General features: G+C 68.8%; 10 protein-coding genes and 1 pseudogene. 5 read left to right on the forward strand and 6 right to left on the reverse strand.

The genetic code is table 11. From position 1 onward, the window contains the following. Positions 1-190: pseudogene (locus tag BLP62_RS13735) on the reverse strand (hypothetical protein); the annotation flags it as partial. A gap of 162 nt (positions 191-352) precedes the next feature. On the opposite strand from BLP62_RS13735, the gene BLP62_RS06585 reads away from it, so the two are divergent. Both BLP62_RS06585 and BLP62_RS06590 read left to right on the forward strand, forming a co-directional pair. Further along, entirely contained in the window at positions 353-2,353 is a 2,001-nt protein-coding gene (locus tag BLP62_RS06585; RefSeq protein WP_093007057.1) for an Ig-like domain-containing protein, read from the forward strand. Between the two features lie 9 nt (positions 2,354-2,362). Then, entirely contained in the window at positions 2,363-4,432 is a 2,070-nt protein-coding gene (locus BLP62_RS06590) for a S8 family serine peptidase (protein WP_093007059.1), read from the forward strand. 52 nt (positions 4,433-4,484) lie between these two features. Here the strand turns inward: BLP62_RS06590 and lpdA are convergent, their stop codons facing one another. The 3 genes from lpdA to BLP62_RS06605 are packed head-to-tail and all read right to left on the reverse strand — an operon-like array spanning position 4,485 to position 9,748. After that, a complete protein-coding gene (gene lpdA / locus BLP62_RS06595) occupies positions 4,485-5,852 on the reverse strand; it encodes a dihydrolipoyl dehydrogenase (RefSeq protein ID WP_093007061.1) in 1,368 nt (455 codons plus the stop codon). Between the two features lies 1 nt (position 5,853). Further along, positions 5,854-7,056: a 2-oxoglutarate dehydrogenase complex dihydrolipoyllysine-residue succinyltransferase gene (odhB, locus tag BLP62_RS06600; RefSeq protein ID WP_093007063.1), complete on the reverse strand. Its 1,203-nt coding sequence runs from the start codon at positions 7,054-7,056 to the stop codon at positions 5,854-5,856. A gap of 10 nt (positions 7,057-7,066) precedes the next feature. Further along, on the reverse strand, positions 7,067-9,748 hold the full coding sequence (locus tag BLP62_RS06605; protein ID WP_093007065.1) for a 2-oxoglutarate dehydrogenase E1 component: 2,682 nt from the start codon (positions 9,746-9,748) through the stop codon (positions 7,067-7,069). Between the two features lie 83 nt (positions 9,749-9,831). On the opposite strand from BLP62_RS06605, the gene BLP62_RS06610 reads away from it, so the two are divergent. Beyond that, positions 9,832-10,596, forward strand: coding sequence for an enoyl-CoA hydratase/isomerase family protein (locus tag BLP62_RS06610; RefSeq protein WP_093007067.1), 765 nt, complete (start codon positions 9,832-9,834; stop codon positions 10,594-10,596). Then, a complete protein-coding gene (gene ruvA, locus BLP62_RS06615; RefSeq protein WP_093007069.1) occupies positions 10,593-11,165 on the forward strand; it encodes a Holliday junction branch migration protein RuvA in 573 nt (190 codons plus the stop codon). The genes BLP62_RS06610 and ruvA overlap by 4 nt, the downstream gene beginning before the upstream one ends. Here the strand turns inward: ruvA and BLP62_RS06620 are convergent. Both BLP62_RS06620 and BLP62_RS06625 read right to left on the reverse strand, forming a co-directional pair. Continuing rightward, on the reverse strand, positions 11,137-12,351 hold the full coding sequence (locus BLP62_RS06620; RefSeq protein ID WP_093007071.1) for a sensor histidine kinase: 1,215 nt from the start codon (positions 12,349-12,351) through the stop codon (positions 11,137-11,139). The two genes, ruvA and BLP62_RS06620, sit on opposite strands and share 29 nt — an antisense overlap. Next, positions 12,341-13,000, reverse strand: a complete 660-nt coding sequence (locus BLP62_RS06625; RefSeq protein ID WP_093007073.1) for a response regulator transcription factor — start codon at positions 12,998-13,000, stop codon at positions 12,341-12,343. The genes BLP62_RS06620 and BLP62_RS06625 overlap by 11 nt, the downstream gene beginning before the upstream one ends. Before the next feature lie 86 nt (positions 13,001-13,086). Between BLP62_RS06625 and BLP62_RS06630 the strand changes: the two genes are divergently transcribed. Beyond that, complete coding sequence (locus BLP62_RS06630; protein ID WP_093007075.1) at positions 13,087-13,842, forward strand: FAD:protein FMN transferase; 756 nt, start codon at positions 13,087-13,089, stop codon at positions 13,840-13,842. The last annotated feature ends 7 nt before the right edge of the window (positions 13,843-13,849 follow it).

Below are 13,849 nucleotides of genomic sequence, written 5' to 3' on the forward strand. Positions count from 1 at the left end.
GGAAGAAGGCGCGGAAGAGAAGGAGGGCCAGGTAAAGGGCGTGGCTGTAGCGCCAGGGGCGGCCCCGCTTGCCTTTGGGGGTGGGAGGGGCCACCTCCCGGGCCAGGCGCAGGCAGTGTTCCAGGACCTCCTTGGGGCTTGCCTCCCTGCGAAGGAAGCCTCGCTTGCCCATCAGGAGAGAGATATACACCCGTCCTCCTGACCTTTGCAAGGCAAGCCCGCCTACCCCTTGACGCCCTCCCGCAGCAAGGTTAGGATTGACCCCGGAAACTGCGAGAAGGAGGTGCCGTATGACCCACACCTATAGGCCTAGGCTCCGGTCGCAAAGGATCCCTTCCGTTGGGGGTGATTTATGAGAAAAGCGTTAGGGCTCGGGCTTTTACTGGGCGCTCTCCTCTTGGCGGGCTGCAGTCAGGACACCGTCAAGCCCAGCGTCACCATCACCGCCCCCCAGAACGGCGCCACGGTCAACCAGGACACCCTCACCGTCCAAGGCACCGCCCAGGACAACGTCCGCGTAAGCCGGGTCACCTACCAGCTCAACAACGGCCAGGAGCAAGAGGTCCCCATCACCCCGGGGACCTCCGTCAACTTCGCCTTCACCCTCACCCTCCAACAGGGCCAAAACACCATCACCGTCCACGCCTACGACCCCTCCGGTAACAAGGGAAGCGCTAGCGTACAGGTCACCTACGATCCCCAAGCCGTCCATACCCTTTCGGGCTACGTGGTGAGGGAGAACGCTGGCGGTCCTGTGGCCTCGAGCACCCTTAAGCTTTACCGGGGAGGTGCCCTCGTCGCCACCACCACCACGGCGAGCAACGGCTCCTTCACCTTCACCAACCTGGCTCCCGGGACCTACCGCCTCGAGGCCCAAAAACCCGGGATGGCGGGGAGCCTCGTGGAGGGCATCCGGGTCCCGGAGATGGCCTCCATCACCCTCATCCAGAAGCCCGCCTTTGACGCCACCGCCACCACCACCCCGCCCACCCTCCTCATCACCCAAGACGGGAACACCCCGCTGGAAGGGGGAACCTTCACCAACGCCATCCCCTTCCGCGTCCAGGTGGACACCTCCAAGGACTACGTGCGCCCCATGCGCTACATCTACGTGGCCTTAGGCCGTACCCCAGGCTCGGCCTTCGTCACCAACTCCGCCACCTGGACGCGCCGCATCTTCACCGACACCGAGGACACCGGCAACCAGGCCCTGAGCGGGTCCAACGTGGCGGGCTTCGGCAGCGCCGCCGGGGAAACGGTCTACGTGGAAGTGGTAGCCTACGACTTCAACCAGAACCGAAGCCACTACATCCTCCCCGTGACCTTTGTCAACACAAGTGCTACCCAGGCCAATACCGTCCAACCTCCCACGGGCGTGGCCGCCACCGCCATCACCCTCACCCAGGCCGTGGGCTTCTACGGCGTCAATGCCCCCGCCAAGATCCAGGTTCCCGTGGCCAAGGGCCAGGTGGGCGAGCTCACGCTGGACCCCATGGCCGTCCCCGAGGAGAGCAACCTCTACGTGGAGGTGCGTTGGTGCTATACCAACACCAACTCTTCCGCCCGCCCATTCGCCTTTGACGTTGAGCGCTCCACCGACGGGGCCAACTGGACCCGGGTGGGCACCGTGGGCGGTGGGGCCAGCTCCAGCTGTCCCAGCAACCCCTTCAACCGCCCCTTCTACTTCCGCGACGCCTCTCCCGACCTCACCCCCGGCCAGACCTACTACTACCGGGTGGTGGCCCGGGGCGCGAACTCGGCCGAAAGCCAACCCAGCTCCACCACACCCCTCCCGCCCTTCTTCGCCCCCCTCCTCTCCCCCGCCGACGAGAGCGTGGGCGTGTCCAAAACCCCGGACTTCGTGATCGGCCATCCCCAGCTTGAGATCGGTGCCGACGGCGCCGCCTACAACCTGGTCCTCTGGGACATGCTGACCGGGGACAGCGTGGCCTGGCAGACGCTTGCGGGCTACAACCTCTACGTGGAGTTTGGCAACGAAGATAACGGCATCCCCGCGGGAGAAGCCTTGGTCTATGGCTTCCATCCCGCCGCCAACAACCTCGTGATCTTCACCGACACCACCGACCCCAACAACCCCGACCTCGTCCCCGTGGACGTGGCCCAAGGCCAGGTCGCCCTGCCCTACAACTTTGACGGCCTGGCCCAGCTTCCCGAGCTCCAAGCCCTCCGCACCTACGCCTGGCAGCTTTACGTGAGCTACGCCTACAAGTACAACCCCGGAGAAAACTACCGCATCTCGGCCTACAGCATCCAGACCTGGCCCAGCTCCACCACCTTCATCCGCATCAGCCGCCCGGGGACCCAGGTCTTTGATTTCACCACCGGTGAGTAAGGAGGCAGCATGAAGAAGCCCTTGATCCTCTCCGCCCTTGCGCTGGCCGTCCTGCTCTCGGCCTGCTCCCAGGCTCCGAGGCCGACGAACACCTCCCCGACGCCCGGCCTCGTGACCACCTCCGAGGGCGTGCGCCACTACCAGGGGCAGGTGGTGGTGGGCTATGAAGACGAGCCCGGCCTTCAGGAGGCCATCCGTAAGCTTAGGGCCAAGGAGGTCGCCCGCATCCCCGAGCTGAAGGCTGCCCTCCTCGAGGTGCCCGGGGACGCCGTCAAGGCAAGCCGCGCCCTGAAGGGCCTCCCTGGCCTCCGCTACGCCGAGCCCCACCTGGCCCAGGTGACCCCACCCAAGGACGACCCCGTGGAGCTCCCCAGGGGCCGGGAAAGCAGCCTCATTCCCTTGGGCAACCCCAGCGACCAAATCCTGGACGAGCTGCCCCAGTACGCCCTGGACCCCCGCCACCTCGCCGCCAAGGCGGCCTGGGACAGGGGATTTGAGGGTGAGGGGGTGGTGGTGGCCATCATTGACGATCCCGCGGACGTAACCCACCCCGACCTCGCCCCCAACTGGGCGGGGAAGGCCTATGACCCGGTCACCGACACCACCTACACCAGCGCCAGCGGCTGGTTGAGCTTTATCCAGAACCTCAACGCCCCGGCCGACCTCTACCACGGCACCTACGTGGCCTCCACGGTGAGCGCTCCTAGGGACGGCCAAGGCATCGCCGGGCTTGCCCCCAAGACCAAGTTCCTCCCCGTGGCCATCTTCCAGCCCGACTATGTGGGGGATTTCTACGTGGCCCGGGGCATCGTCTGGGCCGTGAACAACGGGGCCCAGGTGCTCAACAACTCCTGGGGCGGCCTCGGCTACGGCCACCTGGTCAAGGAGGCCTTTGACTACGCCTTGGCCAACGGCGTGGCAGTGGTGGCGAGCGCCGGAAACTCCTCCAAAGACGAGGTGCGCACCCCCGCGGGCTATCCTGGGATCATCGCCTCGGCCGCCGCCGACGGCAACCGCAACAAGACGGACTTCTCCACCTACGGGAGGCACATCTCCAGCGCCGCCCCTGGCCTGGACGTCCTCCTGGCCAACCCCACGTGGCTTGGAGGCGGCTATGGCCTCATCTCCGGGACTTCCTTCTCTGGCCCCTACACGGCCGCGGCGGCCGCCCTGGTGAAAGCCACCTGCCCCGGCGCCACCCCTTACCAGGTGCGCCGTGCCCTGGAGACCACCACCTGGGAGGAAAGCTTCAGCCGGGAGAAAGGGTGGGGGCACCTGAACGCCGACAAGCTCTCCCAGCTCCTCGCCCAAGGGTGCACCGCCCTCCCCGCCAAGGGCTCGGTGGTGCGGATCAAAGTGGAGTACTTCAACGAACGGGGCACCTTCCCCGGTCTTCTCGCCGACGTGATCCTGCGGGGAAAGGGCCTAAAGCCAGGGGATCCCAGCGACCCCACCCCCGTTTACTGGGCCCGCACGGACCAAAACGGCGAGGCCTGGTTCTATGAGATCGCCCCGGGCGAGTACGACATCTACGTGGCCGGGGCGGACCTGGCCCTCACGGGCGGACTTCCCGAGGAGCGGGGCACCTTCGTGGGCACCCTGGTGGCCACCCCGGGCTCTAGCGCCTTCAGCCCCGACTCCAGGCTCGTCCGCCTCAACGCCAGCGAGGTCAACCTAAACCCCACCGATCCTTACGAACCCAACGACACCCTTTCTCAGGCCAAGCCCATCGCCTACGGCCAGACCACCCAGCTGGCCTACATCTACGGCCAGCCCCAGGACTACGACTACTTCCAGTTCACGGGAAGCGCTGGGGACACGATCAAGGCCCGCGTCTACGCCCGCTCCAGCATCGGGGGTACTTTGGACTCCTACCTCTACCTCCTGGACGCCAACGGGCAGGTCATCGCCGAGAACGATGACGTTGTTGCCGGCCAAATCACCGACTCGGAAATCACCCTTACCCTGCCCCAGAGCGGCACTTACTACCTGGTGGTGACCAGCTACACCATCGCCAACGGCGGGAGCGACGACAGCCCCTTCAACAAGTACCGCCTCGAGCTCCAGAAGACCAACTAAGGTCCGTTAGCACCCACCCCCCGGGCTTCCCCGGGGGGTGGTCAAGTTTCGCCTACAGGTGGATCGGCCTCTCCCACGCCGCCAAGGCCGCCTCCTTGAGGACCTCGGAGAGGGAGGGGTGGGCGTGGGGGGCGCGGCCCAGGTCCTCGGCGCTCGCCTTGAAGAAGATGGCCAAGGCCGCCTCGGCCAGGACGTCCCCCACCCGGGCCCCGATCCCGTGGACCCCGAGGATCCGGTCCGTCTTGGCGTGGGCGAGGACCTTGATGAACCCCTCCGTCTCCCCCATGGCCCGGGCGCGGCCCGAAGCGGAGTAGGGGAACTTCCCCACCTTGTAGGGGATGCCCTGCGCCTTCAGCTCTTCCTCGGTGTAGCCTATGGCGGCGATCTCGGGGTGGGTGTAGACCACGCTGGGGATGGCCTGGTAGTCCACGTGGCCGAAGCCCCGCGCCATGTGCTCCACGGCGGCGATTCCCTCCTCGCTCGCCTTGTGGGCGAGCATGGGCCCCCGCACCACGTCCCCGATGGCGTAGATGTGGGGGACGCGGGTCCTCAGGTGCTCGTCCACGGGGATGCGGCCCTTCTCGTCCGTGGCAAGCCCGGCGTTCTCCAAGGCAAGGCCTTCAGTGTAGGGCCTCCGGCCCACGGCCACGAGGACCCGGTCCGCCTCCAGGACCTCGCCCCCCTCAAGCTCCACCCGGGCCCCCTCGGCCTCGGGCACCACGGCGGTGACCCGCACCCCGGTGCGGATCGTGAGGCCCTGCTTCTTGAAGACCCTCTCCGCCGCCCGGGAGACCTCGAGGTCCATGGTGGGGAGGATCCGGTCCAGGTACTCCAGGACGAGGACCTCCGCCCCCAGGCGGTGCCAGACCACCCCGAGCTCCAGCCCGATCACCCCGCCCCCCACCACGATGAGCCTCTTTGGCACCTCGGGGAAGGCAAGGGCCTCGGTGGAGGTCACCACCCGCTCGTGGTCCACCTGGGCCCAAGGGGGGATGAGGGGGGCGCTTCCCGTGGCGATGAGGATGTAGCGGGCCTCCAGCTCCTCCCCCGTCTCCTCCACCAGGACCTTACGCTCGGAGAGGAAGCGGGCCGTGCCCGGGTAGCGGGCGATGCCGTTCTTCTTGAAGAGGAACTCCACCCCTTGGGTGTTGGCCTGGACCACCTTGTCCTTGTGGGCCATGAGGGCGGGAAGGTCGGGCTCCACCCCCTTCACCTTGGCCCCGAGGAGGCCCTTCTTCGCCTCGTAGATGCGCTCCGTGGTCTCCAGGAGGGCCTTGGAGGGGATGCACCCCACCCGGAGGCAGGTCCCCCCTAGGGCCTTCTCCTTCTCCACCACCCCCACCTTCATCCCGAGCTGGGCTGCCCGGATGGCGGCCACGTACCCCCCGGGCCCGGCGCCGATCACCAGGAGGTCGTACACGCTACACCTCCAGAAGGAGCCGCGCCGGGTTCTCAATGAGCTCCTTCACCCGGCGGAGGAAGGTGACCGCCTCCCGCCCGTCCACGATGCGGTGGTCGTAGGAGAGGGCCAGGTACATCATGGGCCGGATCACCACCTGGCCCTCCCGGGCCACGGGGCGCTCCTGGATGGCGTGCATGCCCAGGATCCCCACCTGGGGCGGGTTGAGGAGGGGGGTGGAGTTCAGGGAGCCGTAGATCCCCCCGTTGGTGATGGTGAAGGTGCCCCCCATGAGCTCCTCGGGCTTGAGCTTCTTGGTGCGGGCCCTTTCGGCGAAGTCGGCGATTTGCCGCTCAATCTCGGCGAAGGAGAGGCGGTCGGCGTCCCGGATCACGGGGACCACCAGGCCCTCGCCCCCACCCACGGCGATGCCGATGTCGTAGTAGCGGTGGTAGACGATGTACCCTTCCCGGATCTCGGCGTTGAGCTCGGGGATCTCCTTCAGGGCCTGGACCACGGCCTTGACGAAGAAGCTCATGAAGCCGAGCTTGACCCCGTGCTTCTTCTGGAAGGCCTCCCCGAGCTCCTTCCTGAGGGCGATCACCGCCGACATGTCCGCCTCGTTGAAGGTGGTGAGCATGGCCGTGGTCTGCCGGGCCAGGAGGAGGCGCTCGGCGATGCGGCGGCGCAAGGGGGTCATGGGCACGGCCTCGCTCACCCGCCAGGGCTTGTCGGCGGGGGGCTGGGTGGGCGCGGGGCGGGAAGGGGGAGGAGGCGGCACCTCTTGGGGCCTGGCGGGGGCCCTTTCCTCCAGGTAGCGCTCCACGTCCTCCTTCAAGATGCGGCCGCCGAGGCCTGTCCCCTGGACCTCTCCCGGGGAGACGCCCCTTTCCCGCATGAGCCGCTCCGCCGCGGGCATGGCCAGAGGCTCCGGGGAGGGCTCCACGGGGGCCTCGGCGGGGGGCTGGGCCTTGGGGGAGGCCTCCGCTCTCCCCTCCTCCAAAAGGGCGATGGCCTCCCCCACCCGGGCGGTCTCCCCGGTCCTCTTCAGGATCTGCTTTAGGGTCCCGGGAAAGGGGGCGGGGAGCTCCAGGGTGGCCTTGTCGGTGATGAGCTCCACCAAGGGCTCGTCCTGGGCGAAGCTTTCCCCTTCTCCCTTAAGCCAAGCGCCGATCTCCACTTCCACGATGCTTTCGCCCACGGAGGGCACCTTGAGTTCCTGCACGGCTACCTCCTTACCTGAACGCTTCCTCCAGAAGCTCCTCCTGCTCCAGCCTGTGGACCTTGGAGGAGCCCACGGCGGGGCTCGGGGACTCGGGCCGGGCCACCACGGAGAAGGGGTGGCCGTAGATCTCCCCGCAGAAGCGGGCGGAGAGGTACCACCAGGCTCCCTGGTTCACCGGCTCCTCCTGCACAAAGACCACGGGGACCTTCTTGGGGTAGAAGCCGAGGGCCTCCTGAAGCTCGGCCTCGGGGAAGGGGTAGAGGAGCTCCAGCCTCAGGATGGCCACGTCCTCCGCCTGAAGCTCCCTGCGCTTCTGCAGGAGGTCGTAGTAGACCTTGCCCGAGGTGAGGAGGACCTTCCGCGCCCCCTTGACCCTTTCGGGGATCACCTTCTGGAAGCGCCCTTCCGCGAGCTCCTCCAGGGCGGAGACCACCTCGGGGTGGCGGAGGAGGCTCTTGGGGGTCATGACCACGAGGGGCTTGCGGATGGGGCGCTTCACCTGGCGGCGGAGGAGGTGGAAGAACTGGGCGGGGGTGGTGGGGTAGGCCACCTGGAGGTTGTCCTTGGCCCCAAGCTGCAAGAAGCGCTCCAGCCTCGCCGAGGAGTGCTCGGGGCCTTGGCCCTCGAGCCCATGGGGCAGGAGGAGGACGAGGCCCGAGAGGCGGTTCCACTTGGCCTCGGCGCTCGCCAGGAACTGGTCTATGTAGACCTGGGCCACGTTGACGAAGTCCCCGAACTGGGCCTCCCAGAGGACGAGGCCCTCGGGGTAGTCCAGGCTGTAGCCGTACTCAAACCCCAAGACCCCGGCCTCGGAAAGGGGGGAGTTGTAGATCTCCACCTCCGCCTGGCCCTCGGCCAGGTGCTGGAGGGGGATGTAGGGTTCTCCCGTCTCGTAGTCGTAGAGGGCGGCGTGGCGCTGGGTGAAGGTGCCCCTTAGGGCGTCTTGGCCCGTGAGGCGCACCCTATGCCCCTCCACGGCCAGGGTGGCGAAGGCCAGGGCCTCGGCGGTGGCCCAGTCCACGGGGCGCTTCTCCTCGGCCATCTCCAGGCGGGCCTCGAGGAAGCGCTTGAGCTTGGGGTGCACCCGGAAGCCCTCCGGCACGGAGCCAAGCCGCACCAGGAGGTTCTTCAGGCCCTCCTTGGGGAAGGCGGTGTCCGCCTCGGGCACCAGGCGGTCGGGCCCGCCCACGTAGCCCTGCCAGATCCCGGAAAGCCCGTGGGGGACCACGGGGCCAGGCTCGCCCTTGACCCGGGCGAACTCGCTTTCCAGCCGCCCCAGGTAGGCCTCCTGCCAGGCTTTGAGCTCTTCCTCAGAGACCAGGCCCTCGGCCTTCAGCCTCTCGGCGTAGACCCGCCAGGGAGCGGGCTTCTTGGCGATGAGGGCGTACATGGGGGCCTGGGTGAAGGTGGGCTCGTCCGTCTCGTTGTGCCCCCGGCGGCGGTAGCCCACGAGGTCAAGGACCACGTCCTTCCCGTAGCGCTGGCGGTAGGCGAGGGCCAGGCGGAGGGCAAACCAGAGCTCGTCCAGGGCCTCGGCGTTCACGTGGAAGACGGGGGCCCCCACCATCTTGGCGATGTCCGTGGGGTAGCGGCAGGAGGTGTACTCCGAAGGCAGGGTGGTGAAGCCCAGCTGGTTGTTGGCCACCACGTGGAAGGTGCCCCCCACCCTATAGCCCGGAAGCCCGGAGAGGTTCAGGGTCTCTTGGACGATGCCCTCGCCGATGAAGGCCGAGTCCCCATGGACCAGGATGGCGAGGCCCCGCTTCCTCTCCCGGTCGCCGAAGCGGTCCTGCTTGGCCCGAAGCCTCCCCAGGGTCACGGGGTTCACGAACTCCAGGTGGCTCGGGTTGAAGTTCAAGGAGACGTGCACCGGGCCAAAGGGGGTCTCCTGGTCGCTGGAGAAGCCCAGGTGGTACTTCACGTCCCCCGAGTACCCCTCGGGGAAGATCTCCTCAAACTCCCGGAAGATGCGCTCAAAGGGCTTGCCCACCACGTGGGCCAAGACGTTGAGCCGCCCCCTATGGGCCATGCCCAGGACCACCTCCCGCACCCCCTGCCTCCCGGCCTCGAGGATGGCCTCCTGGAGGAGGGGGATGAGGCTTTCCAGGCCCTCGGCGCTGAAGGTCTTGGCCCCCAGGTACTTCCGCTGCAGGAACTCCTCAAAGAGGCTCGCCTCCAGAAGGCCCTTTAGGAGCCGCCGCCGGGTCTCGGGGTCGGGCCTGGGCCAAGGGGCCTCCACCTGGGCGAGGAGCCAGTCCCTCTCCTCGGGCTCCAGGTGGGCGAGCTCCCACCCCACCGGGCCCAGGTAGGTGGCCTCGAGGCGCTCAAGGAGGGCCCCCAAGGTAGGCGCGCCGAAGAGGGGGGGAAGGGGCCTCCCCAGGTCCTCGCGGGAGAGGCCGTGGGCCTCGAGGGAAAGCGCCCTGGGCCTCGGCCGTTCCCGGCCCAGGGGGTCTATCCGGGCCGCGAGGTGCCCGAGCTCCCGGTAGGCCTGGCGCAAGGCCTCCACCTTGAGGAGGAAGCCCAGGTCCAAGGCCTCGCCCGGGAGGGGAGCGGCCTGGCGTTCTCGTCGGCCGTCCTCCAGGGTGAGGGCGGAGAAGTAGCGCCGCCACTCCTCCGGCAGGGAAAAGGGGTCCTCCAGGTACGCCCGGTAGAGGGCCTCCAGGTAGCCTTGGCTTTCCAGCGTGAGCTCCATGCCTCGCCTCCAAGGGGGGTATACCCCTCCATCTACCCTACACCAAAAACCGGTGTAGGTGCGCCGCCCTTTACAATGGGGCCATGATCCTCAAGGAGCGCCAAGAAGGGGTCCTGGTCCTCACCCTCAACCGGCCGGAGAAGCTCAACGCCCTCACCGGGGAGCTCCTAGACGCCCTCCACGCCGCCCTGAAGGAGGCGAACGAAGACCCTGGGGTGCGGGCCCTCCTCTTCACGGGGGCGGGAAAGGCCTTCTCCGCCGGGCAGGACCTCACGGAGTTCGGCGAGGAGAAGCCCGACTACGAGGCCCACCTCCGCCGCTACAACCGGGTGGTGGAGGCCTTGAGCGGCCTGGAAAAGCCCCTGGTGGTGGCGGTGAACGGCCCGGCGGCCGGAGCGGGAATGAGCCTCGCCCTCTGGGGGGATCTGCGCCTCGCCGCCGTGGGGGCGAGCTTCACCACGGCCTTCGTCAGGATCGGCCTGGTGCCGGACTCGGGGATGAGCTTCCTCCTCCCCCGCCTGGTGGGTCTGGCCAAGGCCCAGGAGCTCCTCTTCCTCTCCCCAAGGCTTTCCGCCGAGGAGGCCTTGGCCCTCGGGCTCGTGCACAAGGTGGTGCCCGCGGAAAGGCTCATGGAGGAGGCCCTTTCCTTGGCCCAAGCCCTCGCCCAGGGCCCCACCCGGGCCCACGCCCTCACCAAGAAGCTCCTCCTGGAGACCTACCGCCTCTCCCTCACCGAGGCCTTGGCCCTGGAGGCCATCCTCCAGGGGGAGGCGGGGCGCACCCTGGACCACGAGGAGGGGGTCAGGGCCTTCCGGGAAAAGCGCCCCCCCCGCTTCCAAGGGCGATGATCCGCTACCTGAGGGGACGGGTTTTGGGGAAGGAGGCCGAGGGGTTCTCCCTCCTGGTGGGGGGGATGGGGTTCTTCCTCCAGGCCCCCGCGCCCTTCCTAGGGGCCCTAAGGGAGGGGGAGGAGGTGGAGGTCCACACCCACCTCCAGGTCCGGGAGGACGGGCTTTTCCTCTACGGCTTCCCCGATGGGGAAAGCCTCCGCCTCTTTGAACTCCTCCTCTCGGTGAGCGGCGTGGCGCCCAAGGAGGCCCTCTCCCTCCTCTCCACCCTCCCCCCCAGGCTCCTGGCCCAGGCCCTGGCGGAAGGGGATGCCCGCCTCTTGGCCTCGGCGAGCGGCGTGGGGAAAAGGCTCGCCGAAAGGATCGCCCTGGAGCTCAAGGGCAAGGTGCCCCCCCACCTCCTCGGGGAGAAGGCGGAAAGCGAGGCCGCCCTCGAGGCGGTGATGGCCCTCGCCGCCCTTGGGTTCAAGGAGGCCCAGGCCCGGGCGGTGGTCCTGGACCTCCTGGCCAAAAACCCCAAGGCCAAGGCCCAGGAGCTCATCAAGGAGGCCCTGAAGCGGCTCCGCTAGGGAGGACGAGCCGGGCCACGAGGCCCGAGGGGGGGTTGGGCCTAAGCTCAAGCCGCCCCCCGTGGGCCTCGGCCACCTTCTTGGCCACGGAAAGGCCCAGCCCCTCCCCGGGTTTGGGGGAGGCCCGGTGGAAGGGTCGGCCCGCCTCCTTCAGGGCCTCCTCGGGCATCCCCGGGCCCTCGTCCTTCACCTCCAGGACGAAAGACTCCCCCTCCTGGGAAAGCCGCACCTCCACCCCCTTCCCCTCCCCGTGGAGGAGGGCGTTTTGCAGGAGGTTCCTGAGGGCCTGGGCGAAAAGGAGGGGGTCGCCTTCGTAGGGGAGGGTTTCGGGTCCCTGGTAGGGCACCCCGAAGGCCCTGGCCTCCTCCCGGACGAGGGCGGCAAGGTCCAAGGGCACGGGCGTCACCCGGCCTTCCCGCGCCAGGAGGAGGAGGGCCTCCACCAGGCGCTTCATGCGGAGAAGTTCCTCCTTCACCGCCTCCTGAGCCTCCTGGGGAGGAAGGTAGCCCGCTTCCGCCGCCTCCAGCTGGGCCAAAGCGGCGGCCACCGGGGTCCTGAGCTCGTGGGCCGCGTCCCGGGTGAAGCGCTTCTCCCGCTCCAGGAAGGCCTCGAGGCGTTCCAGCATGTGGTTGAAGGCCTCGGCCAAGGCCTTGAGCTCCCCACCCCCCTCCGGGGGCACCCGGTGGGAGAGGTCCTGGGAGTCCGCCACCCGCCGCGCCACCTCCGTGAGGCGGGAGAGGGGCCGTAGAGCGGCCCCGGCGAGGCGGGTGGCGAGGAGGGCGAAGGCCAGGGTGAGGGCCGCCCCCGTGGCGAAGAGGGCCAGGCGGAAACGGGAGAGGGCCAGGAGGGCCTCAGGCTCGTACCGGGCCAGGGTGAGGGTGCCCCCAGGCGCCTCCATGACCCAGACCCGCCACCCCTCCTTCCAGTACCGCCCCGGGGCAAGGGGGGGTAGGTCGGGGAAGCCGGGGCTTTGGGTCCTTGTCCCGCCTTGGACCAGGCGGAAGGCGAACTCGCCCCTAGGGCCAGGCCGTCCCTCGGCGAGGGCGCGGGCGTAGAAGAGGAGGGAGCGGTCTAGGTCCAGCTCCAAAAGGCGCCGGAAGGCCACGTAGCTCAAGGCCCCCTGGAAGAAGAGGGCAAGCCCAATGGAAAGGGCGAAGAAGAGAGCAAGCCGCGTCCTAAGGCTCATGGCCGAGCCGGTACCCCCCGGGCACGGTGCGCACCACCTCGGGGAAGAGCTTCTGCCGGAGGTAGTGGACGTAGACCTTCACCGCCCCCACCTTCTCGGGGTCGCCGAAGACCCGCTCGGCGAGCTCCTCGGGGGCGAAGACCCGGCCCGGGTGGAGGAGGAAGGCCTCCAGGAGGGCGAACTCCTTCAGGGAGAGGTCCACCCGCTTTCCCCCCAGGTAGACCCCCCGCCCCGCCAGGTCCACCTCCAAGGGGCCGAGCCGCACCCGGGAGGCCTTCACCTCCGAGGCCCGGCGGAGGAGGGCCCGCACCCGGGCCAAAAGCTCCTCCAGGTGGAAGGGCTTCACCAGGTAGTCGTCCCCGCCCAGGTCCAGGCCCTGGACGCGGTCCTCGAGGGCGTCCCGGGCGGTGAGGAAGAGGATGGGCCCCTTGTAGCCCGCCTCCCGCGCTTCCTCCGCGAAGCGGAAGCCGCCGTCCTCGTCCTCGGGAAGGCGCACGTCCAGGACCATGAGGTCGGGCTCCAGCTCCAGGAAGGCCTCCCGGGCTTCCTCCAAGTTTTTGGCCCAGCGGACCCCGTAGCCCTGGGCGGCGAGGGCCCGGGCCACCGCCTGCCCCAGGCGGGGCTCGTCCTCCAGGAGGAGCACCTGCACCCCCTAAGTATCCCCCCTGAGGGTTAGGAGGGGGTTATGGGCCGGGGTTAACGGCGGTCTAACCCTTTGACCCTACCCTTCCTTCCATGGGCCGGTACGGGGCCAGGTGGGAAGGGGTTTTGGGGAGCTTCCTGGAGGTGCAGCTCCTCGCCCCTCCCTGGCGGGCCCGGAGGGCCTTTGGGGCGGTGCTGCGGGAGGTGAGGCGTTTGGAAGGGGTCTTCAGCCGCCACCGGGAAAGCGAGCTCACCCGCCTGGTGCGCCAGGGGGGCGGGAGGCCGAGCCCGGAGATGCGGGAGGTGCTGGCCCTCGCCCTCCACCTCCAGGAGGCCACGGGCGGGGCCTTCCACCCGGCCCCCGCCCACGGCGGGGAGGCCTTCCGCTTCGTGGGCGAGGAGGTGGAGGTCTTGGCGCCCCTGGACCTGGACGGCCTGGCCAAGGGGTACATCGCCGACAAAGGGGCGGAGGCCGCCCTGAAGGCCGGGGCCAGGGCCGCCTTGGTGAACCTGGGGGGGGACCTGGCGCGAAGGGGCCCGGGGCGGGCCGAGGTGTTGGTGGAAGCCCCCACGGGCCCCGACAACGCCCCGCCCGTCCACCGCTTCCTCCTGGAGGAGGGGGGCGTGGCCACGAGCGGGGTGCGGCACAAGGGGCCCCACCTCCTGGACCCGAGGACGGGAAGGCCCGCCCTTGGCCTTCAGGCCACGGTGCTCGCCCCCTCGGCCCTCCTCGCCGACGGCCTCGCCAAGGCCCTTTTCGTCCTTAAGGAGGAGGCCTTCCCCGTCCTCCGGGCCTTCCGCGCCCAAGGCCTCCTCCTCACCCCCCAAGGCCCCGTGGCCGGCCCCTAAGGAGGTG

The sequence above is a fragment of the Thermus arciformis genome (genome assembly GCF_900102145.1).
Lineage (GTDB): Bacteria > Deinococcota > Deinococci > Deinococcales > Thermaceae > Thermus > Thermus arciformis.

Coding starts and splice junctions, on each gene's coding strand:
- BLP62_RS06585 (WP_093007057.1), top strand. CDS start 353: ATGAGAAAAGCGTTAGGGCTCGGGCTTTTACTGGGCGCTCTCCTCTTG.
- BLP62_RS06590 (WP_093007059.1), top strand. CDS start 2,363: ATGAAGAAGCCCTTGATCCTCTCCGCCCTTGCGCTGGCCGTCCTGCTC.
- BLP62_RS06605 (WP_093007065.1), bottom strand. CDS start 9,748: ATGGAGCTCACGCTGGAAAGCCAAGGCTACCTGGAGGCCCTCTACCGG.
- BLP62_RS06610 (WP_093007067.1), top strand. CDS start 9,832: ATGATCCTCAAGGAGCGCCAAGAAGGGGTCCTGGTCCTCACCCTCAAC.
- ruvA (WP_093007069.1), top strand. CDS start 10,593: ATGATCCGCTACCTGAGGGGACGGGTTTTGGGGAAGGAGGCCGAGGGG.
- BLP62_RS06620 (WP_093007071.1), bottom strand. CDS start 12,351: ATGAGCCTTAGGACGCGGCTTGCTCTCTTCTTCGCCCTTTCCATTGGG.
- BLP62_RS06630 (WP_093007075.1), top strand. CDS start 13,087: ATGGGCCGGTACGGGGCCAGGTGGGAAGGGGTTTTGGGGAGCTTCCTG.